The 25,786-nt window shown below is 71.3% G+C and carries 27 protein-coding genes; 9 read left to right on the top strand and 18 right to left on the bottom strand.

The genetic code is table 11. The features are described from left to right. Window positions 1–94: 94 nt before the first annotated feature. The 6 genes from cbiE to ACH41F_RS25405 form a co-directional block, all read right to left on the bottom strand. Complete coding sequence (cbiE, locus tag ACH41F_RS25430) at window positions 95–1,306, bottom strand: precorrin-6y C5,15-methyltransferase (decarboxylating) subunit CbiE (RefSeq protein ID WP_391242174.1); 1,212 nt, start codon at window positions 1,304–1,306, stop codon at window positions 95–97. A 104-nt stretch (window positions 1,307–1,410) separates the two neighbouring features. After that, a complete protein-coding gene (locus ACH41F_RS25425) occupies window positions 1,411–2,049 on the bottom strand; it encodes a GNAT family N-acetyltransferase (protein WP_391242171.1) in 639 nt (212 codons plus the stop codon). A 129-nt stretch (window positions 2,050–2,178) separates the two neighbouring features. Further along, a complete protein-coding gene (locus ACH41F_RS25420; RefSeq protein WP_391242168.1) occupies window positions 2,179–3,012 on the bottom strand; it encodes a MetQ/NlpA family ABC transporter substrate-binding protein in 834 nt (277 codons plus the stop codon). Window positions 3,013–3,082: 70 nt separating this feature from the next. Continuing rightward, on the bottom strand, window positions 3,083–3,808 hold the full coding sequence (locus tag ACH41F_RS25415) for a methionine ABC transporter permease MetI (protein ID WP_391242163.1): 726 nt from the start codon (window positions 3,806–3,808) through the stop codon (window positions 3,083–3,085). Then, entirely contained in the window at window positions 3,805–4,836 is a 1,032-nt protein-coding gene (locus tag ACH41F_RS25410; RefSeq protein WP_391242160.1) for an ATP-binding cassette domain-containing protein, read from the bottom strand. Before ACH41F_RS25410 ends, ACH41F_RS25415 begins: the two co-directional genes overlap by 4 nt. 322 nt (window positions 4,837–5,158) lie before the next feature. After that, on the bottom strand, window positions 5,159–5,809 hold the full coding sequence (locus ACH41F_RS25405; protein ID WP_398837660.1) for an HAD family hydrolase: 651 nt from the start codon (window positions 5,807–5,809) through the stop codon (window positions 5,159–5,161). Between the two features lie 218 nt (window positions 5,810–6,027). Here ACH41F_RS25405 and ACH41F_RS25400 point away from each other — a divergent pair, with 218 nt between their 5' ends. Next, on the top strand, window positions 6,028–6,387 hold the full coding sequence (locus ACH41F_RS25400; RefSeq protein ID WP_391242153.1) for a hypothetical protein: 360 nt from the start codon (window positions 6,028–6,030) through the stop codon (window positions 6,385–6,387). Beyond that, window positions 6,368–6,817, top strand: a complete 450-nt coding sequence (locus tag ACH41F_RS25395) for a hypothetical protein (protein WP_391242151.1) — start codon at window positions 6,368–6,370, stop codon at window positions 6,815–6,817. The genes ACH41F_RS25400 and ACH41F_RS25395 overlap by 20 nt, the downstream gene beginning before the upstream one ends. On the opposite strand, the gene ACH41F_RS25390 is transcribed toward ACH41F_RS25395, so the two are convergent. The 3 genes from ACH41F_RS25390 to ACH41F_RS25380 all read right to left on the bottom strand — a co-directional run bounded on the left by ACH41F_RS25390 (window position 6,807) and on the right by ACH41F_RS25380 (window position 9,093). After that, window positions 6,807–7,304, bottom strand: a complete 498-nt coding sequence (locus ACH41F_RS25390; RefSeq protein WP_391242148.1) for a GNAT family N-acetyltransferase — start codon at window positions 7,302–7,304, stop codon at window positions 6,807–6,809. The genes ACH41F_RS25395 and ACH41F_RS25390 overlap by 11 nt on opposite strands. Before the next feature lie 45 nt (window positions 7,305–7,349). Beyond that, on the bottom strand, window positions 7,350–7,856 hold the full coding sequence (locus tag ACH41F_RS25385; RefSeq protein ID WP_398837658.1) for an RNA polymerase sigma factor: 507 nt from the start codon (window positions 7,854–7,856) through the stop codon (window positions 7,350–7,352). 73 nt (window positions 7,857–7,929) lie between these two features. Beyond that, complete coding sequence (locus tag ACH41F_RS25380; RefSeq protein ID WP_391242142.1) at window positions 7,930–9,093, bottom strand: glycerophosphodiester phosphodiesterase family protein; 1,164 nt, start codon at window positions 9,091–9,093, stop codon at window positions 7,930–7,932. 397 nt (window positions 9,094–9,490) lie between these two features. Between ACH41F_RS25380 and ACH41F_RS25375 the strand changes: the two genes are divergently transcribed. Continuing rightward, a complete protein-coding gene (locus ACH41F_RS25375) occupies window positions 9,491–10,165 on the top strand; it encodes a 1-acyl-sn-glycerol-3-phosphate acyltransferase (protein WP_391242139.1) in 675 nt (224 codons plus the stop codon). A gap of 63 nt (window positions 10,166–10,228) precedes the next feature. Here the strand turns inward: ACH41F_RS25375 and ACH41F_RS25370 are convergent, their stop codons facing one another. The 4 genes from ACH41F_RS25370 to argH form a co-directional block, all read right to left on the bottom strand. Further along, a complete protein-coding gene (locus ACH41F_RS25370) occupies window positions 10,229–11,755 on the bottom strand; it encodes an MFS transporter (protein ID WP_398837657.1) in 1,527 nt (508 codons plus the stop codon). After that, the gene (locus tag ACH41F_RS25365; protein WP_398837655.1) at window positions 11,752–12,303 is read right to left on the bottom strand and encodes a TetR/AcrR family transcriptional regulator; all 552 of its coding nucleotides are present in this window, start codon (window positions 12,301–12,303) and stop codon (window positions 11,752–11,754) included. The genes ACH41F_RS25370 and ACH41F_RS25365 overlap by 4 nt, the downstream gene beginning before the upstream one ends. Before the next feature lie 84 nt (window positions 12,304–12,387). Beyond that, the gene (locus ACH41F_RS25360; RefSeq protein WP_398837654.1) at window positions 12,388–13,359 is read right to left on the bottom strand and encodes an aldo/keto reductase; all 972 of its coding nucleotides are present in this window, start codon (window positions 13,357–13,359) and stop codon (window positions 12,388–12,390) included. Window positions 13,360–13,515: 156 nt separating this feature from the next. Beyond that, on the bottom strand, window positions 13,516–14,946 hold the full coding sequence (gene argH / locus ACH41F_RS25355) for an argininosuccinate lyase (RefSeq protein WP_398837652.1): 1,431 nt from the start codon (window positions 14,944–14,946) through the stop codon (window positions 13,516–13,518). Between the two features lie 245 nt (window positions 14,947–15,191). On the opposite strand from argH, the gene ACH41F_RS25350 reads away from it, so the two are divergent. The 6 genes from ACH41F_RS25350 (at window position 15,192) to ACH41F_RS25325 (ending at window position 20,723) form a co-directional block, all read left to right on the top strand. After that, complete coding sequence (locus tag ACH41F_RS25350) at window positions 15,192–16,070, top strand: hypothetical protein (RefSeq protein ID WP_398837651.1); 879 nt, start codon at window positions 15,192–15,194, stop codon at window positions 16,068–16,070. Between the two features lie 230 nt (window positions 16,071–16,300). Continuing rightward, window positions 16,301–16,888, top strand: a complete 588-nt coding sequence (locus tag ACH41F_RS25345; RefSeq protein ID WP_398837650.1) for a pyridoxamine 5'-phosphate oxidase family protein — start codon at window positions 16,301–16,303, stop codon at window positions 16,886–16,888. A 3-nt stretch (window positions 16,889–16,891) separates the two neighbouring features. Further along, window positions 16,892–17,593: a L,D-transpeptidase family protein gene (locus ACH41F_RS25340; protein WP_391242116.1), complete on the top strand. Its 702-nt coding sequence runs from the start codon at window positions 16,892–16,894 to the stop codon at window positions 17,591–17,593. Between the two features lie 124 nt (window positions 17,594–17,717). After that, complete coding sequence (locus ACH41F_RS25335) at window positions 17,718–19,100, top strand: ferric reductase-like transmembrane domain-containing protein (protein WP_398837648.1); 1,383 nt, start codon at window positions 17,718–17,720, stop codon at window positions 19,098–19,100. A 29-nt stretch (window positions 19,101–19,129) separates the two neighbouring features. Then, on the top strand, window positions 19,130–19,930 hold the full coding sequence (locus tag ACH41F_RS25330; protein WP_398837646.1) for an FMN-binding protein: 801 nt from the start codon (window positions 19,130–19,132) through the stop codon (window positions 19,928–19,930). Further along, the gene (locus ACH41F_RS25325) at window positions 19,923–20,723 is read left to right on the top strand and encodes an FAD:protein FMN transferase (protein ID WP_398837644.1); all 801 of its coding nucleotides are present in this window, start codon (window positions 19,923–19,925) and stop codon (window positions 20,721–20,723) included. The genes ACH41F_RS25330 and ACH41F_RS25325 overlap by 8 nt, the downstream gene beginning before the upstream one ends. Before the next feature lie 167 nt (window positions 20,724–20,890). On the opposite strand, the gene ACH41F_RS25320 is transcribed toward ACH41F_RS25325, so the two are convergent. From ACH41F_RS25320 to argC, 5 genes are read right to left on the bottom strand one after another with little or no spacing between them, the layout of a single operon-like run. After that, window positions 20,891–21,436, bottom strand: coding sequence for an arginine repressor (locus ACH41F_RS25320; protein ID WP_391242104.1), 546 nt, complete (start codon window positions 21,434–21,436; stop codon window positions 20,891–20,893). Between the two features lie 20 nt (window positions 21,437–21,456). Continuing rightward, a complete protein-coding gene (locus tag ACH41F_RS25315) occupies window positions 21,457–22,644 on the bottom strand; it encodes an acetylornithine transaminase (RefSeq protein WP_391242102.1) in 1,188 nt (395 codons plus the stop codon). Further along, window positions 22,641–23,549, bottom strand: a complete 909-nt coding sequence (gene argB, locus ACH41F_RS25310) for an acetylglutamate kinase (protein WP_391242099.1) — start codon at window positions 23,547–23,549, stop codon at window positions 22,641–22,643. Before argB ends, ACH41F_RS25315 begins: the two co-directional genes overlap by 4 nt. After that, entirely contained in the window at window positions 23,546–24,697 is a 1,152-nt protein-coding gene (gene argJ / locus ACH41F_RS25305; protein ID WP_391242096.1) for a bifunctional glutamate N-acetyltransferase/amino-acid acetyltransferase ArgJ, read from the bottom strand. Before argJ ends, argB begins: the two co-directional genes overlap by 4 nt. Then, a complete protein-coding gene (argC, locus tag ACH41F_RS25300) occupies window positions 24,694–25,722 on the bottom strand; it encodes an N-acetyl-gamma-glutamyl-phosphate reductase (protein WP_391242094.1) in 1,029 nt (342 codons plus the stop codon). The genes argJ and argC overlap by 4 nt, the downstream gene beginning before the upstream one ends. Between the last annotated feature and the right edge of the window lie 64 nt (window positions 25,723–25,786).

Below are 25,786 nucleotides of genomic sequence, written 5' to 3'. Positions count from 1 at the left end.
TGGCCGGACCACCCGGAGCGGTACAAGCGGTACAACAGTCGGCCAGCCTACCGCGCGCGGTACGACAACAGGATCACCGGGACGGTGGACGAGGTCAGCTCGTGCGGTCCGGGAGGACCCCGCTGAGCAGGAACGCGACGCTCCGCTCCGTCTCCGTCCAGGCCCGCGTGTCGAGTTCGACGGACTGGATGAGGGCGCACTCCACGCGGTAGCCGTGCTCGGTCAGGTCCCGGCCGACGAGTTCGGCCTCGTCGCGGGTCATGGCGTGGGCGACGATGCGCTGCGGGCGGCGGTCGGCGACCGCGGAGACGACGGCGGCTCCCCCGCCGCCGACGCGGACGACGTCCGGCTCGGGGAGGTTCTCCAGGACGTGCGGGGCGGTGCCGCGCACGATCTGGAGCTGGACGCCGAGCCGGCGGGCGGCGGCGTCGGTGCGGCCGCAGGCGATGAGGTCCCGGTCGACGGCGAGGACGGCGGCACCCGCCCGGGCGGCCTCGACGGCGAAGGCTCCGCCGCCGCAGCCGATGTCCCACACCAGGTCCCCGACGCGGGGCCCGAGACGGGCGAGTTGGGCCGCGCGGAGCAGGTCGGACTCGCCCTCGCCCAGCGGACCGTCGTAGGCCTCGGCGGGCAGGGTCCAGCCGCGGGGTCCGGCCGCCGGTTCGCGGCCGGTGATCCAGCCGCCGTCGCCGGTGGGGCCGACCGGACCGCCGATGACGATGACGACGTTCGGGTCGCGCCAGGTGTGGTCGGCGGCCTTGTCGGAGGTGAGGATCGTGACCTGTTCGCGTTCGGTGCCGAGTTCCTCGCAGATGACGAAGGTGCGGTGGACGCCTTCGAGGAGCAGACCGAGTTCGGCGGGGCCCGCGCCGGGTGAGGTGAGGACGGCGACCTTGGTGTGGGCGCGGCACACGTTGACCGCGCGGCGCAGGGTGCGCCGGTGGGCGACGACCACCTGGGCGTCGTCCCAGGGCATGCCGGCGCGGGCGAAGGCGGCGGCGACCGAGGAGACGGCGGGGACGACCTCGACCTCCAGGCCGAAGTCGGGGGCGCGCAGGGTCCGTACGACGCCGAAGAACCCGGGATCGCCGTCGGCGAGGACGACCGCGGTGCCGCGGTGGCCCGCGATCCGGCGGGCGGCCAGCGAGACGCTGCCGAGGCGGACGCGTTCGGCGGCGGGGGGCACCTCGGGCAGTGCCAGGTGGTGGGCGGCGCCCGCCACCAGCGTGGCGGCGCCGAGCGCGGCGCGTGCCGCGTCGGTCAGCGGCGAGCCGTCCCAGCCGATCACCGTGACCCGGTCGGCCATCTTCGTCAGTCTCCAGAGGGTTCGCGCAGGTCGTCAGGGGCGGGCTTCGTGAGCGTACCTGGTCGACCCCGCGAACACGGCAGCGGCGTCGTGGGCGCTCCGGTTCAGTTCCAGTCGCCGTAGGACGTGAAGCCGTCGGAGTCGCTCAGCTGCTCCCCCGCGCTCTCCACGTCCTCGGGCAGCAGGCTCCAGACGATGAAGTCGGTGCGGACGTCGACCCAGGTGCCGTCGTCGGTGCGGACCCGCGCTATGCAGGCGTTGCGCAGGACGCCCTCGCTGATGCAGCCGATCTTCTGGGCGACCTGCTGGGAGGCGGTGTTGTCGGCCGCCGTGCGCAGTTCCACGCGCTCGAACTTCTGGTCGGTGAACAGCCATTGGGCGGTGGCGAGCGCGGCCTCGGAGGCGTAGCCCTCGCCGCGGGCCCAGGGGGCGATGATGTACGACAGCTCGGTGGAGCGGATGTGCCAGTCGGTCCTGGTGAGTTGGACGACGCCCACCAGGCGCTGGGTGAGGAACTCGGTGACGGCGAGGTCGAGTCCGCGGCCGGTCTCGCGTTCGGCGGACGCGTGGGCGCTGATCCAACTGCGGGCGGCGTCCCGGGTGAAGGGGTGCGGGACGTCCGTCCAGGCCACGATCTGCTCGTCGTTCATCATCTCGGTCAGCGCGGGGAGGTCGTCCTCGTCGAGGGGGCGCAGCACCAACCGCTCCGTGCTGATGGAGATGTTGGGGAAGGTGCTTGCCATGCGCCGCTCCGTAACCTTCGGAAACCTTCACGTCGTGCTGAACTGCCCAGCATGCAGCATGAAAGCACTCAACTGCACTACAGGGCCCACCCGGGGTGAGCGAGTGGACCCTGTGCGTGGCGATACGGGTCAGAACGAGGCGATGACGGAGCCGGCGTACTTGTCCTCGATGAACTTCTTGACCTCGGCGGAGGTGAGGAGCTTCGCGAGCTTCTTCACCCGCGGGTCGTCCTCGTTCCCGTCCTTGACCGCGAGGAAGTTGCCGTACGGGTTGTCCTTGGCGGACTCCAGTACGAGCGCGTCGTCGGCGGGCTTCAGGTCGGCCTCGATGGCGTAGTTGCCGTTGATGACCGCGGCGTCGACGTCGTCCAGGGAGCGCGGGGTCTGGGCCGCCTCCAACTCCTTGAACTGGAGCTTCTTGGGGTTCTTGGTGATGTCGGCGGGGGTCGCGTCGTTGCCCACGCCGTCCTTGAGCGTGATGATCCCGTTGGCGTCGAGCAGCTTGAGGGCGCGGGCCTCGTTGACGCTGTCGTTGGGGACGGCGATGGTGGCACCGCTCTTGAGCGCGTCGGCGCTCTTCACCTTGTGCGAGTAGAGGCCGAGCGGCTCCAGGTGGACCGTCACGACGGGCACGATGTGGGTGCCGTTCTTCTTGTTGAAGTCGTCGAGGTACGGCTGGTTCTGGAAGTAGTTGGCGAACACCGAGCCGTCCTCGGTCGCCGTGTTCGGCGTGACGTAGTCCGTGAACTCCTTGACCTCCAGGTCGAGTCCGGCCTTCTTCGCCAGGTGGTCCTTGACGTAGGTGAGGATCTCGGCGTGCGGGACGGGGCTCGCGGCGACGACCAGCGGCCCGCTGGTGTCGGCGGCGGCGCTGCCGGAGTCCTCCGAGCCGCAGGCGGTGAGGCCGAGGGTGAGGGCTCCGGCGGCGAGGACGGCGGTGGTGAGCTTTGCGGTGTTACGCACGAAAAGTGCCTTTCCTTTTGGGTACAGCGGCCCCGTGAACGGGTGCACGGGGAGTTTTTTCGGGGGTGGGTCAGACGGTCTTGGTGTCCGCTGTGGCCGCCTTCAGCAGCCGCAATTTCGGCTCGGCGCCCCCGCGTCCGCCCCGGCTGTACAGGGAGCGGGCCGCGTAGTCGCCGGCGAACTGGATGAGCGAGATCACGACGGCGAGGATCGCCACGGTGATCCACATCAGCTCGGTCTCGAAGCGCTGGTAGCCGTAGCGGATGGCGATGTCGCCGAGTCCGCCCGCGCCGACGGTGCCGGCCATGGCGGAGTAGCCGATGAGGGCGACGATCGTGGTGGTGGTGCTGGCGATCAGGGAGGGCAGGGACTCGGGGACGAGCACCTTGCGGACGATCGTCCAGGTGTTGCCGCCCATCGACTGCACGGCCTCCACGAGCCCGCCGTCCACTTCGCGGACCGCCGTCTCGACCAGGCGCGCGAAGAACGGGATGGCACCGATGGCGAGCGGCACGATCGCGGCCTCGCGGCCGATGGTCGTCCCGGTGAGGGAGCGGGTGAAGCCCATCAGCGCGACCATCAGGATGATGAACGGCATCGAGCGGGCGACGTTCACGACCTGCCCGATGACCCTGTTCGCGAGGACGTTCTGGAGGAGCCCGCCCCGGTCGGTCAGGACCAGCAGGACGCCGAGCGGGAGGCCGCCGACGACGGCGATGACCGTGGACCAGCCGACCATGTAGAGGGTGTCCCAACACGCCTGCTCCAGCAGGGGCTGCATCTCGGACCAGGTCACTTGGCACCTTCCTTCACCAGCAGGTCTTCGCCGACGACATCGATCTGGAGGCCCTGTTCGCGCAGGAAGCCGACCGGTACCACGTTGTCCTCGTAGCGGCCGGGCAGTTCGATGCGCATCCGGCCGACCTGGAGGCCGCCGACGGTGTCGATGGCGGCGCCGAGGATCGATATGTCGATGTTGTACGTGCGCGACAGCTGGGAGATGACCGGCTGGGTCGCGGCCTCCCCGTGGAAGGTGACGTCGACGACGGTACGGTCGTCGCCGGTGGCCTCGCCGCCGAGCGGGAAGAGCGCGGCGGCGAGTTCGGAGCCGGGAGTGGCGAGCAGCTCGCTCACCGTCCCGGACTCGACGATGCGGCCGTTCTCCATGAGGGCGGCGGAGTCGCAGATCGACTTCACGACGTCCATCTCGTGGGTGATGAGCAGGACGGTGAGCCCGAGCTGCCGGTTCAGGTCGCGCAGCAGCTGGAGGATCGAGCGGGTGGTCTCCGGGTCGAGGGCGCTGGTGGCCTCGTCGGAGAGCAGCACCTTGGGGTCGCCCGCGAGGGCGCGGGCGATGCCGACTCGCTGCTTCTGACCGCCGGAGAGCTGGGCGGGGTACGCCTTGGCCTTGTCGGCGAGCCCGACCAGGTCGAGGAGCTCCAGGGCCTTGCGCGAGCGCTCCTTGCCGGACTTCCCGAGGATCTCCAGGGGCAGTTCGACGTTGTCCTGGACGGTCCGGGAGGACAACAGGTTGAAGTGCTGGAAGACCATGCCGATACGGCTGCGGGCCTGGCGGAGTTCCCGGCCGGCCCGGGGACCGCGCCCGGCGAGGGCGGTGAGGTCCTGCCCGGCGACGGTGACCGTGCCGGCGGTGGGGCGTTCCAGCAGGTTGACGCAGCGGATCAGCGAGGACTTGCCGGCGCCGGACTGCCCGATGACGCCGTAGACCTCGCCTTCGCGGACGTGGAGGTCGACGCCGTCGAGGGCGGTGACCTCTCGGCCGCGTGAGCGGTAGACCTTGGTCAGGCCCGATGTGGTGATCACTGGGATTCCATCACTGTCGAGATCCGTACGCGGGCGTGGGTGTGCCCTGGTACGAGAGGAACGGGTGTGCGCGGGGCAGCACGGTCACGTACGAACGGAGCTGGTACGGACATGCCACGGCTGCTCGCTTCGGGGCGCGAGCCTCAGGTGGTGCGGGGGCCCTCTAGAAGGCGCACATTCGACACATACAACGAGCACCGGGCGTCAGGGTCGCCTCGGTCGCAAGGGTGCGGCAGCTCGTCGTGGTCATGGAATCAGTAAAGCAGACGTATGGTCCTTACCAACCGGTGTTGTCCGCATGCTGGACACCGGCGGACAGGGTTCAGGGGCGGACGGAGATCTCCACTCCGGCGTCCGTGACCAGGGCGGACAAGGCCGAGAGGTTCTCGACCACCAGGTCGGCGTCGAGCTCGTGGGCCCGGTGGGTTGTGGTCAACGCCACGGTGGTCATGCCGGCGGCGCGACCGGCCCTGAGACCGGCGGGGGCGTCCTCGAAGACCACGCAACGGGCCGGGTCCACGCCGAGCGCGCGGGCGGCGAGGAGGTAGGGCTCGGGGTCGGGCTTGCCGCGCGTCACGTCCTCGGCGGCGACGAGGGTCTTGGGCAGGATGCCGACCGCGTCGAGGCGGGCCTCGGCGAGCCGCCGGGTGGCGGAGGTGACGACGGCCCAGCGGTCGGCGGGGAGGGAGCCGAGGAAGTCCGTGGTGCCGGGAAGCAGCTGGACACCGCCGTTGGGCACGTCCTCCACCTCCAGCGTCTCGATCCGCGCGACCGCCTCGGGCACGACCTCGGCGGGCAGCAGGTCGGCGGCTATCTCGGCGGCGGTACGACCGTGCAGCTCGACCCGCCCGAACTCCTCGGCCGTGATCCCGTACTCCCCGGCCCACTGCCGCCAGCAGCGGTCCACCGAGGCGAGGGAGGAGACGAGGGTGCCGTCGTTGTCGAAGAGCAGGGCTTGCGCGTGGATCGTCATGGTCCCGACCCTACGGGGGCGGGCGGGCTCGTCCGGTCGCCCCCCGTACCCGCCGCCGCTGGAGGGTCGCTGGAGCGTTGCTGGAGGGGGCCGAACCGGTTCCGCGACCGGTTTCCGCCGGTGGGGCCGGGACTGCGGGTCCGAGCGGGGCGGGCGAGCGCGTCCGGTGGTCAGGCCCGCGCGCCGGGGGTCCCGTCCTGCGTAATAAGCTCGCCGACATGCTTGATGCCCTGACGCTCGCGACCGGCGTCGCCGCGCTCGTGCTCGCCGCGTGGTGCGGCTGGGCGGCCTACCGTGACGAGCCCACGAAGGACTGGCACTTCATCGGGATGGGCGTGGTGTCGCTGCTGGCGCTCGTGCAGCTGGTGGTGGGGATCGTGCAGCTGGCGCGGGGCGAGAAGCCCGAGCAGGGGACGACGATCTTCGTGGCGTATCTGCTGGGCGCGTTCGCGTGCGTCCCGGCGGCGGGGCTGATGTCGCTGACCGAGCGGTCCAAGTGGGGCTCGGTGACGGTCGCGGCCGGCGGTGTGGTGCTGGCCGTGCTGGAGGTGCGGCTCTATGACATCTGGGGAGGCTGAGGTGCCCGTGACGGAGGGCGAGTCGACGAGGAACCGGCTGGTCAGCGGGCCGGGCACCCTGCTGGTGTGGCTGTACGGCGTGATGGTCGTCGGCGCGGTGTCGCGCTCGGCCTACCAGATCGCGACCGAGTTCGACCGGGCGCCGCTCGCCTACTCCCTGTCCGCCCTCGCCGGCCTGGTCTACGGCTTCATCACCTACACCCTGGTGCGCGGCGGGGAGACCGCCCGCAAGGCGGCGCTGGTGTGCTGCGCCGCCGAGCTGGTGGGTGTGCTGACGGTGGGGACCTGGACGCTGGTGGAGCCGTCGGCGTTCCCCGACGCGACCGTCTGGTCCGACTTCGGCATGGGGTACGTCTTCATCCCCGTACTGCTGCCGCTGTCGGCGATCTTCTGGTTGCGCAAGGCCCGGACGGCTCCCGCTACGCCGTAGCGGCGTACGTCCCCGCGGGCTTCTCCAGGATGATCATCGGGACGCCGTCCGCGCCCTTCGACGTGCCGACCGCCTCGTAGCCGACCTTGCGGTACAGGCGGAGGTTGCCCTCACTGCGGTGGCCGGCCTCCAGGCGGAACCTGGTGGCGCCGCGCTGCTCCGTCAGGGCGGATTCCGCCGCCCGGAGGAGGCGGGCGCCGATGCCGTGGCCCTGGAGGCGGGGGTGGACGCAGAGCTTGCCGATGGCGGCGGAGCCGTCCTCGGTGGTGCGGCCGCGCACCGAGCCGACCACTTCCTCGCCGAGCCGCGCCACGAAGACGCAGTCCGCGGCGACCTCCTCACGGACCGAGTCCAGTGTCTGGACGAGCGGATCGATGCGGTAGTTGCCGTACAACGCCGCCTCGCTCTGGAAGCACAGGTACTGAAGCCTGAAGATCTGCTCCGCGTCCTGCTCGGTCGCCACCGAGATGGTCACGCTCATGCCCATGTGCGCACGCCTCCCGCTCACCTGATCGCCTGTCGTCCCTCACTCCTATCCCCGCCCTCCCCGGGCCGCAACCTCCGGTGTGAGCAAACGTCGGAGACAACCCAGGCATCTGGAACGTTCCGGGCCGAGACTGCCCTGTGAGATACCCAACTCCCCCGCGATTTCCCGGTACGTGAGGTCCATCGGGGAGAGCAGCGCCTCCATGAGCCTCGGGCAGCGGCCCGGCAGTCGGCGTACGGCGTCCCGCAGGGCCCGGCCGCGGGCCGCGGCGAGGGCGAGGTGTTCGGGGGTGCGGTCCGCGTCGTCCGCGGGGTCGGCCTCATACGGCCGTTCGATCCGCGTCGTACGGCGGGTGCGGCGGGACTCGGAGCGGACCGCGCGGCGCAGCCAGCCCTGCGGGTCCGTGGGCGGTCCGTCGGCGTCGAGGCGTTCCAGGAGGCGGAGCCAGACCGCCTGCTCCAGATCGCCCGGTTCCGTACCGGTGGCATGTGCCTCGGCCGAGGCCTCGGCGGTGAGCAGGGGACGCAGGGAGGTGAGCAGGTCGTGCGACATGTGCCTGACGACGCGGCCGCCCGGGCGGGGGTTGCCCGGACGGCCACATGTCACCCCAACCGGGGGCGGCCGCTCAGCCGTTGACGAAGTCCTCGCGGGCCAGCAGGCCGGTGTCCGGGTTGTCGGTGAAGACGCCGTCGATGCCGGTGGCGAAGTACGCCCGGTAGGCGCCGAAGACGTCGCCGTAGGCGTCGGCGTCGGTGCCCTTGCGGAAGTTCGCCGGCAGGAAGGGGTTCTCGTTGCGCATGGTGTACGGGTGCAGGATCAGCCCCACCTTGTGCGCGTCGGCGACGAGCGTGGTCGGCGTGGTGAGGTTGCCGTTCGCGTCCTTCGGGATGACCAGGTCGAGGGTCGGGCCGATGCCCTGGGCGTAGCCGGCGATCTCCCTGAGGCCCTTGGGCGTGATCAGGTCGGCGACCGTGCGCGGGTCGCCCGTCTCGACGAAGTCCCAGGGGCGGCTGTTCGCGGCAGAGAGCAGGACCACCAGCGGGTTGTCGACCAGCGTGTTGAGGCGCTGGATGCTGGTCGGCTCGAAGGACTGGAGGATGACCGGCGAGTTCCGCCTGTCCTTGCCGTACTTGCGCAGCAGCTTCGCGACCCGCTCCTCCAGGCCGAGGCCCAGCTTGCGGAAGTACGTGGGGTGCTTGGTCTCGGGGTAGATCCACACCTGGCGGCCGCGCTTGCGGGTCTGCTCGTCCTGCCACTTCAGGACCTCTTCGAAGGTGGGGATCTCCCAGCGCCCGTTGTAGAGGGTGTTGTGGGGGCGGTTGGCCGGGATGCGCTCGATCGCGCGCAGCGTCTTCAGCTCGGCGAGGGTGAAGTCCTCGGTGAACCAGCCGGTGACGGGGACCCCGTCGAGCACCTTGGTGGCCTTGCGGTCGGCGAACTCCTTGTGGTCCGCGACGTCCGTCGTGCCGCCGATCTCCGGTTCGTGGCGGCAGACGAGGTGACCGTCCCGGGTGGGCACCAGGTCGCCGGCCTCGACGACATGGGCGCCGAGGTCGAGGGCGAGCTGGTACGAACCGAGGGTGTGCTCCGGACGGTAGCCGCTGGCGCCCCGGTGACCGATGATCGTCGGCACGGGCAGGCTCTTCACGCCTCCACCATGGCGCGTCTCGCCCGCTCTCGCGGTACCCGGCAGGCCGAGCACGGCCCCGCTCGCGCCGAGCACCGCGGCGCCCAGGAGCGCCCGCCGCCCGGTCCCGCCCGCCTGCTCGTCCGAGTCCTGCGTTCCCATGAGGCCCTCCCTGCGTCGGCTCTTCGGTGCGGCCCGATCGTAGGTGCGTGTACATGACTGACGGGAGACCTTCGGGGGAACACGCGGGTGACGCTGGATGTCACCCGGAGGGATTCGCGGGTGACGCCGGATGTCACCCCGGAGGGAGACGCGGGTGACGCTGGATGTCACCCGTGAGGGCGGAGGTGACGGCCTGTCAGAGGCGGAGGCGAGTTCCGTCACACCATGGCCGTCAGGTTACGGACCGCGCGGCGCACGCCCCCGCAGGTGAACCAGCGTCAACACCGTGTAAGACCTCGATGAACGCGCCGCACCCGATGTGCACGACCCCGGTCACCGCGAGTATCGTCCTCACCTGCACAGACATATACCGATTCACTTGGCACCGGAGGGTCCGTTGTCCCGCTTCGCGCTCATCAAGGCAGTGCTCGGACCGATCATGCGCCTGATGTTCCGCCCACGGGTGGAGGGCGCGGAGCACATCCCGGGAGACGGCCCGGTGATCCTCGCCGGCAACCACCTCACGTTCATCGACTCGATGATCATGCCGCTCTTCTGCGACCGTCAGGTGTTCTTCATCGGCAAGGACGAGTACGTCACCGGCAAGGGCCTCAAGGGCCGGCTGATGGCCTGGTTCTTCACCGGCTGCGGCATGATCCCGGTCGACCGGGACGGCGGGCGCGGCGGGGTCGCGGCGCTGATGACCGGCCGCCGGGTGCTGGAGGAGGGCAAGGTCTTCAGCATCTACCCCGAGGGCACCCGCTCCCCCGACGGCCGGCTCTACCGCGGGCGCACCGGGATCGCCCGGCTCGCCCTGATGACCGGGGCGCCCGTCGTGCCGTTCGCCATCATCGGCACGGACAAGGTGCAGCCGGGCGGTGCGGGCTTCCCGCGGCCCGGCCGCGTCACCGTCCGTTTCGGGGAGGCGATGGAGTTCTCCCGGTACGAGGGGATGGACCGGGACCGCTATGTGCTGCGGGCGGTGACGGACTCCGTGATGACCGAGGTCATGCGGCTGTCCGGTCAGGAGTACGTGGACATGTACGCGACCAAGGCGAAAGAGGCCGCGTAGCACTTCGGCCGCGGGGCTGCGGGGGCTGGTCGCGCAGTCCCCCGCGCCCCTGAGGTGCGTCCCCTACGCGGCGTTCTCCAGGCGCTGTTCCTTCAGCATGAACCAGGCCGCCACCGCCGCTGCCAGCAGGACCGCCGCCCCCAGGCCCGTCGCCCGTGACAGACCGTCCACGAAGGCCTGCCGCGCCGAGTCCAGGAGTGCGGCCGACTGCTGCGCCGGCATCCCGGCCGCCGCCTCCACCGCGCCGCCCAGCGACTCGTGCGCCCCGTCCGGTGTGCCCGCCGGGCCGGTGAAGTCGCGGTACACGCCCGTCACGACGGAGCCCAGTACGGCGATCCCGAGGGCCGCGCCCAGTTCGTAGGCCGTCTCCGAGACCGCCGACGCCGAGCCCGCCTGTTCCTTCGGGACGCTGGAGAGGATCACGTCCGCCGTCACCGTGAACGAGAAGCCCGCGCCGATGCCGACGACCAGCAGGGCCGCGCCCAGCAGCGGGTAGCCCGTCGACTGGTCGATCACCGTCAGCGAGGCCAGGGCGAGGCCGACCGCCGCCAGTCCGCCCGCGACCACCGAGCGGACCGAGTAGCGGCGGGCCGCGCGGCCGGCGAGCAGGCCCGCCGCCACCGCGCCGATCGCCGCGGGCAGTTCGGCCAGGCCGGCCTCCAACGGGCGCCTGCCCTGGACCAGTTGCAGGTACTGGGAGAGGAAGAACACCAGCCCCGACAGGCCCAGGATGGTCAGCAGGTCGGCCAGGACGGCCGCGCTGAAACCGCGGTTGCGGAACAGCCGCATGTCCAGCAGCGGTGTCGGCAGGGTCAGTTGACGGCGGACGAACCAGAACAGGGCTGCCGCGCCCACCAGGCCGACGCCCAGGCTCCCGCCCGTGGCGCCGTGGCTGGCGGTCTCCTTGACGGCGTAGACCAGGGCGATCATGCCGACCAGGGACAGGGTGACGCTGAGCATGTCCCACGGGCCGGGGTTCGGGTTCTTCGACTCCGGCAGCATCTTGACGCCGACGACGACCAGGACCGCCATCACGGGCAGGTTGATCAGGAAGACCGAGCCCCACCAGAAGTGTTCGAGCAGGAAGCCGCCCGCGATCGGGCCGATCGCCGTGCCGGCGGAGGCGGTCGCACCCCAGATGCCGACGGCGAGGCTGCGTTCGCGCGGGTCGTGGAAGAGGTTGCGGATCAGGGCCAGGGTCGCCGGCATCAGGGTCGCGCCCGCCACGCCCAGCAGGGCACGGGCGAGGATCATCAACTCGGGTGACGTGGCGTAGGCGTTGAGGACCGAGATCGCGCCGAACGCCGTGGCGCCGACGAGCAGGATCCGCTTGCGGCCCACACGGTCGCCGAGGCTGCCCATCGAGACGAGCAGACCGGCGATGACGAACGAGTAGACGTCGCCTATCCACAGCAGCTGCGTGCCCGAGGGCTTCAGGTCCTCGCTGATGTAAGGGGTCGCGAGACCGAGGACGGTCGCGTCGACGGCCACCAGCAGCACGGCGAGGACGAGGACGGACAGCGCGAGCCAACGGCCCGGGCGCTTGGTCACCGCCTCGGTCGTCGACGCCGGCCGCAGGGTGCTGGTCATGATTCCTCTCTCCGTAGTGCGCCGCCGAGCAGCAGCTCGGTGATCATGAAGGTGAAGTCCTTGCGGGCGACCCGGCCCTCCGACACCGCCCAGGCGCCGGAGGCCAGCAGGCCGTACACCGCCTCGGTGAGCCAGACGGGGCTGAGGTCGATACGGAACTCACCGCTGTCCTGTCCGCGCCGGAACAGCGCGGAGATGCGCTGGTCGATCCGGGTCCAGCCCGCGTTCTGCTCCCCGCCCTCGAACAGCTGGTTCTCGCTGTAGAGGAAGGCGAGCAGCCCGGCGGCGGGTTCGATCTCACGCACCAGCCGCCGCACGGCGTCGCTCGCGGGCCCCTCGGCGGGGCGGGCCGCGTCCAGGGCGGCCTCGCACTCCGCGATGCCGAGCGCCTCCAGCGCCCGCACGAGGGCGTCCCGCCCGGCGAAGTGCCGGTGCAGGGTGGCGCGGCTGAGCCCGGCGGCCTTCGCGACCTCGTCCATGGTCGCGGTGGATTTGCGGGTCAGCAGGGCCGCGGCACTGCGCAGCACATGGTCACGATCGACAGCCATGAGACAAGGGTAGCCCATGTGAGACAGTCTCGTCTCATCATGGGCATGGACGTCTCACGCATGGCCGTCGAGCGGCGTTTGCTGTCAGTGCCAGGGCAACTGCCCGCGCCGCGCCCAGTACGCCTGCGGCTCCTCCACGAGCCCGGCGAGGCGGGCCAGCTGGTCCTCGTCCAGGTCCACGACCGCGGCGTGCAGGTTGGAGGCGAGCTGGCCGGCGGTGGCGGCACCGGAGAGGACGACGCCGGCCCAGGGCTGTCGCAGGATCACGGCGAGGGCGACCGCGTCGCAGCCGAGGCCCGTCTCCGCGGCGACCGCCTTCAGGGCGTCCGGCGCGTACGGGTCCGCGAGCCTGCCGTTGGCCATGCCCTCCTTGACGATGACCGTGAGTCCGGCGTCGTGGGCCTCGGCCAGGGCGGGGGCGGCCGAGGTCTCCAGGATGTTGTACGTCGACTGCACGGTACGGAAGAGGGGCTCCCCGTCGACCGTGACGGCGAGGGCGGCCCGGACGGCGTCGGCCTGGGCGGGGCCGCTGGTGGAGAACCCGATGCTCACGCCCGCGGCGGCCGCCTCCGCCAGCCTGGCGTGCAGCTCCTTGTCGGTGAGGGCCGGGCTGTCCGGGGTCACCGAGTGGATCTGGTACAGGTCCAGGCGCTCACCGAGCAGCCCGGCGCTCTCGGCGCGCTGACGCTCGTACGTCGCGAGGCTGTGGTCCTTGACCTCGTGCCGCTCGGCGTCGGTGGTCCAGTCGGCGGTGTAGGTGTAGCCCCATTTGCTGCCCACGACGATGTCGTCGATCTCGGGGCGGGCTCCGAGCCAGTCGGCGAGGAACTCCTCGGAGCGGCCGTAGGAGCGGGCCACGTCGATGTAGCGGACGCCCTGGGCGTAGGCGGCGTCGAGGAGTTCATGGGTGCGGGCGCGCAGGGCGTCGACGGTGCGGTTCTCCCCGAGGTCCTCGTCCCGGCCGAGGTTGATGTAGCCGGGGCGCCCGACGGCTGCGAGGCCGAGTCCGATGTGGCAGGTGGGGGTGGTCGCCGTTGCCAGGCGGGCGAAGGGCATCGCGGGCTCCGTTCGGTCGGGTCCGGTGACGGTCTGGGACCCAACGTAACGCGCGACGACCTGCGGCGAGGGAGCCGCACGCCCAGGAGCTCGGGTGGTCGCGGCTCCTGGGCGGGGCGGGTCCACCGGGGTCTGACGTGCGGTCCCCCGAGGCCCTTAAGAGCGCTTCTCCGCTGCCCACTCGTGCTGTGCGGCCACGTCCGCCTTGACCTCCGCCAGCTGCACCGCCACCGCGCTCGGGGCCGTGCCGCCGCGGCCGTCGCGGGAGGCCAGCGCGCCCGGCACGTTCAGGACCGAGCGGACCTCGGGCGTCAGATGCGGCGAGATCTTCGCGAACTGCTCGTCCGTCAGGTCGCCCAGTTCCTTGCCCTCGGCCTCCGCGACCTTGACGCACTCGCCGGCCACCTCGTGGGCCACGCGGAAGGGCACCCCCTGCTTGACCAGCCACTCGGCGATGTCGGTGGCGAGGGAGAAGCCGGCCGGGGCCAGTTCCTCCATGCGCTCGCGGTTGACGGTGAGGGTGGCCATCATGCCGGTGAAGGCGGGGAGCAGGACCTCGAGCTGGTCGCAGGAGTCGAAGACGGGCTCCTTGTCCTCCTGGAGGTCGCGGTTGTAGGCGAGCGGGAGGGCCTTCAGGGTCGCCATCAGACCCGTCAGGTTGCCGATCAGCCGGCCGCTCTTGCCGCGGGCCAGTTCCGCGATGTCCGGGTTCTTCTTCTGCGGCATGATCGACGAGCCCGTGGAGAACGCGTCGTGCAGGGTCACGAAGGAGAACTCCTTCGTGTTCCAGATGATGACCTCCTCGGCGATCCGGGACAGGTTCACCCCGATCATCGCCGTGATGAAGGCGAACTCCGCGACGAAGTCACGGGAGGCCGTGCCGTCGATGGAGTTGCCGACGCTGCCGCGCTCGAAGCCGAGGTCCTTCGCCACCGCCTCCGGGTCCAGGCCGAGACTGCTCCCGGCCAGGGCTCCCGAGCCGTACGGCGATACGGCCGTGCGCTCGTCCCACTGGCGCAGCCGCTCCGCGTCCCGGGACAGGGCCTGGGCGTGCGCGAGGACATGGTGGGCGAAGAGCACCGGCTGGGCGTGCTGGAGGTGGGTGCGGCCGGGCATCGCCACGTCCGGGTGCGCCTCCGCGAGGCCGATCAGCGCGTCCTGGAGCTCGGCGATCAGACTGCCGATGATCCGGGCGTGGTCCCGCAGGTACATCCGGAACAGGGTCGCGACCTGGTCGTTGCGGGACCGGCCGGCGCGCAGCTTGCCGCCGAGGTCCGGGCCGAGACGCTCCAGCAGGCCGCGCTCCAGGGCGGTGTGGACGTCCTCGTCGGCGATGGTGCCCACGAAGGAGCCGTCGGCGACGTCCGCGGCGAGCTGGTCCAGGCCCGCGGTCATCCGCGTCAGCTCGTCGTCGGTGAGCAGGCCCGCCTTGTGCAGCACGCGCGCGTGGGCCCGCGAACCGGCGATGTCGTAGGGCGCGAGGCGCCAGTCGAAGTGCACGGACGCGGACAGTTTCGCCAGGGCCTCGGCCGGGCCGTCGGCGAAACGGGCGCCCCAGAGCCGAACGTCACCGCTGTTGCTGCTCACTTGCGTTGCTCCTAGAGGGGTCGGGGTGCGTCTGCGCCGGATCATGCCGCGTTCACTGTCACGCATGAGTACCCACCTGAGTACCTGCATGAGTATGCAGTGCACTGCATGATTCGTCAATTCAGGATCCTCCGGCATGGATCTGAAGATCCTTTGAACAAGTGAAACCGCTTACCCGTACCTCTCCCCGAACGCAGGCGCCGCGTTTGTAAACGACGACACCCCGACCCTTGTGAGGCATCCGCATGTCCAGGGCTCTTCCGAAGTACAACAAGCGCCGCGTCGCGTTGATCGGCGGTGCCACCGCCCTCGTGCTGACCGGTGCGGTGATCGCCGGTTCCGCCCTCGCCGGGGAGAGCTCCAAGAGCGGCGGTGCCACCGACGCCCGGACCCTGGCCTCCCCCGGCACCATCTCGTGCCCGGACGTGGCCTCCAAGCTCCCCGCGATCCCCGCCACCGCACAGGCCGAGGTCACCCGCAACCTCACCCTCCTCCAGACCCAGATCGCCGAGGCCAACAAGCGACTCGTCGACACCGTCGGACAGGGCGGCCCCAACTTCGTCCAGAACGCCATCCTCGGCCCGCTCAAGGACAAGCGGGTGGCCACCGTCAACCGCATCGCCACCGCCATCGGCCGCACCGCCGCCAAGCCCCAGGGCCTGGACGCCCTCGCACCGTGCTCCCTGAACGCGGGCGGCGCGGCCGGGAACGGCGCGGGAGCCGGCGCGAACACCGGCGCCGGCCAGCAGGGCAACGGCCAGGGGGCGAACAACGGGGCCGGCCAGCAGGGCAACGGTCAGGGGGCCGGGAACAACGCCGGGAACGCCGGTGTCGGCACCATCTCGTGCCCGGACGTGGCCTCCAAGCTCCCCGCGATCCCCGCCACCGCACAGGCCGAGGTCACCCGCAACCTCACCCTCCTCCAGACCCAGATCGCCGAGGCCAACAAGCGACTCGTCGACACCGTCGGACAGGGCGGCCCCAACTTCGTCCAGAACGCCATCCTCGGCCCGCTGGCGGACAAGCGGAAGTCGACCATCGACCGCATCGCCATCTCCATCGGCCGCACCGCCGCCAAGCCCCAGGGTCTGGACGCTCTCGCCACCTGCACGGTCACCAAGTGACGTGACAGGTGCTGTGGCCGCCCCGAGTTCAGCGCCGGCCGGGGCGGCCACGGCATGTCCGGGCCAGACCCCGGCCGGCCCCGAGACGGGCGCTTCCGCGGCAGGTGTCCTTGAGGCGGATGCCTCCGGGGCGAATGCCGCCGACGCGAATGGCTCCGACGCGGATGCCTCCGAGGCCAATGCGGCAATTCCTTAGACAGGCAAAAGAGTCGCTCCCATAATCGTTAGACATGGGAAAGACCTACGCACGCATAGACGGCCGGCTGCGCGACTTCATCGAGGCGCAGCCCCTCTTCTTCACCGCGACCGCCCCTCTCTCCGGCGACGGCACGGTCAACCTCTCCCCCAAGGGCCTCAAGGGCTCCTTCGCGGTCCTCGACGAACTCACCGTGGCCTACCTGGACTTCGCCGGATCCACCGCGGAGACCGTCGCTCACCTGCGGGAGAACGGCCGGATCACCCTCATGTGGTGCGCGTTCCAGGGGCCGCCCAACATCGTCCGGGTGCACGGGCGCGGCGAGGCCGTGCTGCGCGACGACCCCCGCTTCGGGGAACTGCTCGGCCACTTCCCCGACATCGACCCGAGCCTGCACGGACTGCGCGCGATCATCCTCGTGACCGCGCAGACGGTCCGCGACTCCTGCGGCTACGCGGTGCCCTTCATGACGTACGACGAGGACCGCGACCTGCACGCCAGGCGCTTCGCCCGCGAGGACGACGCGTCGCTCAGTGCCTACTTCGCCAAGAAGGAGCACATCGCCACGAGCCTGGACGGCCTACCCGGGCTGCCGTTGCCGCTGCCTCCCTCTACGGTCTGAGCCATGGGCTCCCCCACCGTCGCCACGGCTGTCGTGACCGCGTCCCTGCTCGTGCTCACCGGCGCGTCCGGCGGCGGGCCGCCGCTGCCCGCCCGGATGGCCGACACCGGCGGCGGCACCCAGCTGATCACCGCGGTCGCCGCGCGGAGCGGCTCGACCACCGGGACCGTCACCTGGTGGGACCGGCGTGAGGGGCGGTGGGTGAAGGCCGGGTCGGTCAGGGCCCGGTTCGGCGCGGGCGGGCTCGTCGAGGGCGCCGCACGCGAGCAGGGCACGAACACCACCCCGACGGGGCTCTACCACCTGCCGTTCGCCTTCGGCATCAAGGCCGCGCCGGACGGGACCTCCTACCCGTACCGCCCCGTGCGCGCGCACTCCTGGTGGTGCCAGGACAACGACTCCCGCTCCTACAACCGCTGGAGCGAGCCGCGCGCGGCGGACTGCCGGGCCGCGGAGGCCGAGCATCTGGTCACGTACCCGAAGCAGTACGCGTACGCCCTGGTCATCGGCTTCAACTACAGCCGGCCGGTGCGTGGTCGGGGTGCCGGGATCTTCCTCCATGTCAACGGCGCCGGGGCGACCGCGGGATGCGTGTCGGTGTCCGCGGGCGCGATGCGGCGGATCCTCGACTGGGCCGAGCCCGACGCCGAGCCGCACATCGCGATCGGCACCACGAGCGGGCGTACGGCGATCACGCGGTACTGAGGGTTACCCCGAGTCACTCCAGTCCGCCTCGAACTCGAACGGAGACTGAACACCCGGGCGTCGCGGCACGTACCTCAGGGCCAGGGGACCACGCCAACCCCCTTGCCCCGCTCCCGGAGGAACCGTGACCACCACGCTCGCCGGCGGCCGCGCCGCCCGCCGCCAGACGATGCGCCGCATCCGCCCGCGCCGCTCCCCGGCCGTCCCGCTGGTGATCGCCCTGTGGGCGGGCGCGGCCGCGGTGCTGTGGCTGTGGTGGGACAACACACCGTCCCTCGCGGACAACACCGCCCGGATCGTCGCCGCGGGCCGCATCACCGGTCTGCTGGCCGGCTACCTGATGGCGCTCGTGGTGCTCCAGATGGCCCGGGTGCCCGCGCTGGAGCGACGGGTCGGCTCGGACCGGGTCGCCCGCTGGCACGCGATGAGCGGCCGCTACACGGTGAGCCTGGTCATCGCGCACGTCTTCCTCATCACCTGGGGATACGCGCTCCAGGCGGGCAGGACGCTCGGCGACGTGGTGCAGCAGTTCATCGACCTGATCACCACCCTGCCGGACATGGGCAAGGCGGCCATCGGCACCGGGCTGCTGCTGGTCGTCGCGCTGCTGTCGATCGGCGGGGTGCGCCGCCGGCTGCCGTACGACACCTGGTACCACGTGCACCTGCTCACCTACGCCGTGGTGTACCTGACGTTCTGGCACCAGATCACCACCGGCAACGAGTTCGCCGTCGAACCGGCCGCGAAGACCTTCTGGTACGGGTTGTACGGCGTGGTCACCGCGCTGGTGCTCTGGTACCGGGTGCTGACCCCGATCCGCCTCAACCTGCGCCACCGGATGTACGTCGAGGCGGTCATCGAGGAGACCCCGGGCATCGTGTCGGTGCTCATCGGCGGCAGGAAGCTGCACCGGATGGGCGCGGAGGCGGGACAGTTCTTCCGCTGGCGGTTCAAGGCGCCGGGCATGCGGTTCAGCTCGCACCCGTACTCCCTGTCGGCGGCGCCGCGCCCGGACATGCTGCGCATCACGGTCAAGGCGATCGGCGACCACACCTCCCGGCTGCGCGAGCTGACGCCCGGCACCAAGGTGTGGGCCGAGGGCCCTTACGGCGCGCTGACCGCCCAGCGGCGCAGCCGCGGCAAGGTGCTGCTGGTGGCGGGCGGGGTCGGTATCACGCCGATGCGGGCCCTGTTCGAGACGCTGCCCGGGGCGGCCGGTGACATCACCCTGCTCTACCGGGCCAACAGCACCCAGGACCTGGCGCTCTGGGACGAGCTGGCCGCCATCGCCGACGAGCGGGGCGCGCGGCTGATGTACGCGGTGAACAGTCCGGACGGCGAGCGGCCCGACATCTCGGCGGAGCGGCTGCGGCAGAAGCTGCCGGACATCGAGGACCACGACGTCTTCATGTGCGGGCCGCCCGGCTTCGCACAGGGCGTCTACGAAGCACTGCGCGGTGCGGGTGTGCCCGCCCGCCGCATCCATCACGAGTCGTTCGAGATGTGAGCGACGGGACTTCAGGAGCTGTTCTAGCGATGAGGAAGAGTCACCCCGTACGGCGTGTCGTCCTGGCCGGCGCCGCCACCGTCTCCGGGATCGTGCTGCTGCTGGCGCTGAAGCCGGCGAGCGACCCGGCCTCCGCCTCCGCGGCGGGCGGCGCGGCCCCGCAGGCGACCGCGGCGGCCCAGGAGTCCGCGCAGGGCGGTGCCCAGGGCGCCACCGGCACGGCCACCGGGGACGCCGCGCAGACCCAGTACGGAGCCGTCCAGGTCCGTATCACCTTCAGCAACAACAAGATCACCAAGGCCGAGGCGGTGCAGGCCCCCAAGGGCGGCCAGAGCGACCAGATCACCGGCAACGCGGTGCCGAAGCTCAACGCGGCCGTGCTGGCGAAACAGAGCGCGCAGATCGACGCGGTGTCCGGGGCGACCTACACCAGCGCCGGCTACAAGAAGTCGCTCCAGTCGGCCATCGACAAGGCGAACGCGGCGGCCTCCTCGGGCGCGTCGGGCTCGTCCACGCCTGCCCCCTCCCAGAGCCCGGGCGGTGCCGAGGCAGCCGCCCCCAAGACCGTCACCGGCTCGGTCGCCCAGACGCAGTACGGCCCGGTCCAGGTCCGTGTCACCGTCAGCGGCGGCAAGATCACCAAGGCGGAGGCGGTCCAGCAGCCCAAGGGCGGGCAGAGCGACCAGATCTCCGGCAACGCCGTGCCCAAGCTCAACCAGGCGGCGGTGGCGGCGGGCAGCGCGGACATCGACGCGGTCTCGGGGGCGACGTACACCAGCGCCGGATACAAGCAGTCGCTGCAGTCCGCGCTGGACCAGGCCGGTGGCTGACACGGTGACCGGACCCTCGAAGGCTCCCGCCGCGGTGCGTCACACGGAGGAGGTCATGGGGACCGTCTTCTCCTTCGACGTCCGCGGCGGGGATCCCGAAGCCGTGCGAGCTGCCCTGGAGCGGGCCGTGGCCGGTCTGCACCGCGTCGACGCCGTCTTCAGCACCTACCGCGACGACAGCCAGATCTCCCGGCTGGCGCGCGGCGAGCTGACGGTCACCGACTGCGATCCGGAGGTCGCCGAGGTCCTGGAGCTGGGGGCCAGGGCCGAGGAACTGAGCGACGGCTGGTTCAGCACGCGCTACGAGGGCCGACTGGACCCGACGGGTGTCGTCAAGGGCTGGGCGGTGGAACGCGCGGCCCGTTCCCTCACGGCGGCCGGGGCGACGGGGGTCAGCCTCAACGGCGGCGGCGACGTGCAGTTGCTGGGGGCGCCGGAGCCGCAGCGGCCCTGGCGGGTGGGGGTCGCCGATCCCCTGCGGCCGGGCGGACTGGCGGCGGTGGTGTCCGCGGCGGGTACGACCGAGCTGTCCGTGGCGACCTCCGGTACGGCCGAGCGGGGCGCCCACATCGTCGACCCGCGCACCGGCCGCTCGGCGGTGACCGACCTGGTCGCCGTCACCGTCGTCGCGCCCAGCGTGACCTGGGCGGACTGCTGGGCGACGGCGGCGTTCGCGATGGGCTCACGGGACGGCCTGCGCTGGCTGGAGTCGCTCCCGGACGTGGAGGCCCTGCTGATCACGGCCGGCGACGAGGTGCGGTGCACAGAGGGCCTGGCGTCCCGACTCGGGTGAGCGCCCCCGCCTCGGGGCGCCGGGAACGGCGCGACGAGCCACGGACGGCGCGCGCCCGGCCGCCTGCCCCACACCACCCGGCGGCCCGACGGCCTGCCGCCTGCCGCCTACCGCCTGCCGCCTACCGCCTACCGCCTACCGCCTACCGCCTACCGCCAGCGTCCCGTTCAGTGGCCGTTCTGTGCCAGCCGCAGCAGGTGCTCGGCGAGAGCCTGACCCCCCGTGGGGTCACGGCTGATCAGCATCAGCGTGTCGTCCCCCGCGATCGTGCCCAGGATGTCGTGCAGTTCGGCCTGGTCGATCGCCGACGCCAGGAACTGGGCCGCGCCCGGCGGTGTCCTCAGCACGACCAGGTTCGCGGACGCCTCCGCGGAGATCAGCAGCTCCTGGGAGAGCCGCCGCATCCGCTCCTCCTTCGCCGACTCCCCGAGCGGCGCCCGGGGGGTCCGGAAGCCCCCCTCACTGGGCACCGCGTAGATCAGGTCGCCGTCGGTGTTGCGGATCTTCACCGCGTTGAGCTCGTCGAGGTCCCGGGAGAGCGTCGCCTGGGTGACGCTCAGCCCGTCGTCGGACAGCAGCTTCGCCAACTGGCTCTGCGACCGCACCGGTTGCCGGTTGAGGATGTCCACGATCCGGCGGTGCCGCGCGGTGCGGGTCTGCGGCACCGCAGGCCCGCCGGCCCCGTTCTGCTCATGCTCCTGCGCCTGGCTCATCGACGTCTCATTTCTCCGGATCATCCGTCCCCGTGGGCCACGTCAAGAACGCCGGGCAGCGCCTGGAGCAGCGCCGCCACCTCGTCGTCGCCGAGGTTCAGCGGCGGCATCAGCCGTACGACATCGGGGGCGGGCGCGTTCACCAGGAAACCGGCGTCCTGAGCCGCCAGCTGCGCCTGGGGCGCGAGCGGCTCGGTGAGCACGATACCCAGGAGCAGGCCGCTGCCCCGGACATGGGCGATCAGCGGGTGCCCCAGGGCCTCGATCCCGTCCCGCAGCGCGGCGCTCTGCCGCTTGACGTTCTCCAGGAGTCCCTCGGCCGCGATGGTGTCGAGCACGGCGAGTCCGGCCGCGCACGCGACGGGGTTGCCGCCGAAGGTCGTGCCGTGGTGACCGGGCTGGAGCAGCTCGGCCGCCCGGCCGAAGGCCACGGTCGCGCCCAGCGGCAGCCCGCCGCCGAGCTGCTTGGCGAGGGTGACGACGTCCGGCAGGACGCCTTCGTGGGCCTGGTACTCGAACCAGTGGCCGGTCCGGCCGATGCCGGTCTGCACCTCGTCGAGGACGAGGAGGGTGCCGGTGGCGGCGGTGATCGCCCGGGCCGCCTTGAGGTAGCCGGCGGGCGGCACGACCACGCCGTTCTCGCCCTGGATGGGCTCGATGACGACGAGGGCGGTCTCCTCGGTGACCGCGGCGGCCAGTGCCTGCGCGTCGCCGTACGGCACGTGCGTGACCTCGCCCGGCAGCGGCAGGAACGGCTCCCGCTTGGCGGGCTGGCCGGTGAGGGCGAGGGCGCCCATGGTCCGGCCGTGGAAGCCGCCCGAGGTGGCGACCATGTGGCCGCGCCCGGTGAGCCGGCCGATCTTGAACGCGGCCTCGTTGGCCTCGGCGCCGGAGTTGCAGAAGAAGACCTTGCCGTCCCGGCCGAAGAGCTGGAGCAGCCGTTCGGCGAGGGCGACGGTGGGCTCGGCCATGAAGAAGTTGGAGATGTGGCCGAGGGAGGCGATCTGCCGGCTCACGGCGTCGACGATCGCCGGGTGGGCGTGGCCGAGCGCGTTGGTGGCGATGCCGCCGACCCAGTCGTGGTACTCCGTGCCCTCGCTGTCCCAGACCTTGATGCCCTCACCGCGGACGAGAGGCAGGCGCGGGGTGCCGTAGTTGTTCATGAGCGAGCCCTGCCACCGCTGGGTGAGCTCCTGATTGTCGGTCATACGGCATCCCCCTCGTGCGCGTCCGGCACGACCATCGTGCCGATGCCTTCGTCCGTGAAGATCTCCAGCAGGATCGAGTGCTGGACCCGCCCGTCGATGACCCGGGCCGTGTGCACGCCGTTGCGCACGGCGTGCAGGCAGCCCTCCATCTTCGGGACCATGCCGGAGCTCAACTCCGGCAGTAGCTTCTCCAGTTGGGAAGCGGTGAGGCGGCTGATCACCTCGTCGCTGTGCGGCCAGTCCTCGTAGAGGCCCTCGACGTCCGTGAGGACCATGAGGGTCTCGGCGTCCAGAGCAGCAGCGAGTGCCGCAGCCGCCGTATCAGCATTGACGTTGTAGACATGCCCGTCGTCCTGGCTTCGGGCGATCGACGAGACGACCGGGATCCGGCCGTCGGCGAGCAGGGCCTCGATGGCGCCCGTGTCGATCGCGGTGATCTCGCCCACCCGCCCGATGTCGACCAACTCGCCGTCGATCTCGGGCTGGTGCTTGGTGGCGGTGATGGTGTGGGCGTCCTCGCCGGTCAACCCGACGGCGAGCGGCCCGTGTTCGTTGAGCAGGTTGACCAGCTCGCGCTGCACCTGCCCGGCCAGCACCATCCGTACGACGTCCATGGCGTCCTCGGTGGTGACGCGCAGGCCCGCCTTGAACTCGCTGACGATGCCGTGCTTGTCGAGGGCGGCGCTGATCTGCGGGCCGCCGCCGTGCACGACGACCGGCTTGAGGCCGGCGTGGTGCAGGAAGACGACGTCCTGGGCGAAGGCCGCCTTCAGGTCCTCGTCGATCATGGCGTTGCCGCCGAACTTGATGACGACGGTCTTGCCGTTGTGGCGGACCAGCCAGGGCAGCGCCTCGATGAGGATCTGAGCCTTCGGCAGTGCGGTGTGCTTGCGAGTAGTGCTCATGACGAGTACGCGCTGTTCTCGTGGACGTAGTCGGCGGTCAGGTCGTTGGTCCAGATCGTGGCGGTCTCGGACCCGGCCGCGAGGTCGGCGACGATGTGCACCTCGCGGTAGCGCATGTCGACCTTGTCGCGGTCCTCGCCGACTCCGCCGTTCTTGCAGACCCAGACGCCGTTGATGGCGACGTTGAGCTGGTCCGGCTCGAAGGCGGCCTTCGTGGTGCCGATCGCGGAGAGCACGCGGCCCCAGTTGGGGTCCTCGCCGTGGATCGCGCACTTGAGGAGGTTGTTGCGGGCGATGGAGCGGCCCACCTCGACGGCGTCGTCCTCGCTCGCGGCGTTGATCACCTCGACCTTGATGTCCTTGCTGGCGCCCTCGGCGTCCCGGATCAGCTGCTGGCCGAGGTCGTCGCAGACCTGCCGTACGGCCTCCGCGAACTCCGCCTGCGCCGGGGTGACGTCGGAGGCGCCGGAGGCGAGCAGGAGCACGGTGTCGTTGGTGGACATGCAGCCGTCGGAGTCGACGCGGTCGAAGGTGGTGCGCGTGGCGGCCCGGAGCGCCTGGTCCAGTGCCGCGCTGTCGAGGTCGGCGTCCGTGGTGAGGACGACCAGCATGGTGGCGAGGCCGGGGGCGAGCATGCCCGCGCCCTTGGCCATGCCGCCGACGGTCCAGCCGTCCTTGCTGACGACGGACGTCTTGTGGACGGTGTCGGTGGTCTTGATGGCGATGGCGGCCTTCTCACCGCCGTGCTCGGAGAGTTGGGCGGCCGCGGCCTCGACTCCCGGCAGCAGCTTGTCCATCGGGAGCAGGACGCCGATGAGGCCGGTGGAGGCGACGGCGACCTCGCCCGCGCCGATCTCCAGCACCTCGGCGACCTTCTCGGCGGTCGTGTGCGTGTCCTGGAAGCCCTTGGGTCCGGTACAGGCGTTGGCGCCCCCGGAGTTGAGGACGACGGCGGTCAGCTCGCCGCTCTTGAGGACCTGCTCGGACCACAGGACCGGCGCGGCCTTCACACGGTTGGAGGTGAAGACACCGGCGGCGGCGCGGCGCGGACCGGTGTTGACCACGAGGGCCAGGTCCGGGTTGCCGTTCTCCTTGATCCCGGCGGCGATGCCCGCCGCCTGGAATCCCTTGGCTGCCGTGACGCTCACGGTGCGACTCCGATCGTGGAAAGCCCGGTGGACTCGTCGAGCCCGAGGGCGATGTTCATGCTCTGTACGGCACCGCCCGCGGTGCCCTTGGTCAGGTTGTCGATGGCGCTGATGGCGATGATGCGGCCCGCGGCCTCGTCGTGGGCGACCTGGATCTGAACGGCGTTGGAACCGAGGACGGACGCCGTGGCGGGCCACTGCCCCTCGGGGAGGAGGTGCACGAACGGTTCGTCGGCGAGGGCCTTGTCGTAGGCGGCGCGGACGGACTCGGCGGTGACACCGGGCTTCGCCTTGGCGGAGCAGGTCGCGAGGATGCCGCGGGGCATCGGCGCGAGGGTCGGGGTGAAGGAGACCGAGATCCGCTCTCCCGCGACCCCGCTGAGGTTCTGGATCATCTCGGGCGTGTGCCGGTGGCCGCCGCCGACGCCGTACGGCGTCATGGAGCCCATGACCTCGCTGCCCAGCAGGTGGGGCTTGGCTGCCTTGCCGGCGCCGGAGGTGCCGGAGGCGGCGACGATCACGGCCTCCTGCTCGGCGATACCGGCGGCGTACGCGGGGAAGAGCGCGAGGGAGACGGCGGTCGGGTAGCAACCGGGCACCGCGATGCGCTTGGACCCCTCCAGCGCGGCGCGGGCGCCCGGCAGTTCGGGCAGGCCGTAGGGCCAGGTGCCGGCGTGCGGGGAGCCGTAGAAGGTCTCCCAGTCGGCGGCGTCCTTCAGCCGGAAGTCGGCGCCCATGTCGACGACGAGGACGTCCGGGCCGAGCTGTTCGGCGACGGCGGCGGACTGGCCGTGGGGCAGGGCGAGGAAGACGACGTCATGGCCGGCGAGGACGTCGGCCGTGGTCTCCTGGAGCACGCGGTCGGCCAGCGGCAGCAGGTGCGGCTGGAGCGCGCCCAGCTTCTGTCCGGCGTTGGAGTTGCCGGTCAGGGCGCCGATCTCGACCTCGGGGTGCGCCAGGAGCAGCCGCAGGACTTCGCCGCCCGCGTATCCGCTCGCTCCGGCCACTGCCGCACGTACCGCCATGGAATCCTCCTCTTGGATGGCATGACTATACGTTTCGATGCACGTTTATGCAATCTTGGCAGTC

The sequence above is a fragment of the Streptomyces sp. NPDC020489 genome, from assembly GCF_044386545.1.
GTDB lineage: Bacteria > Actinomycetota > Actinomycetes > Streptomycetales > Streptomycetaceae > Streptomyces.
This window is presented reverse-complemented; position numbering and strand designations above follow the sequence as displayed.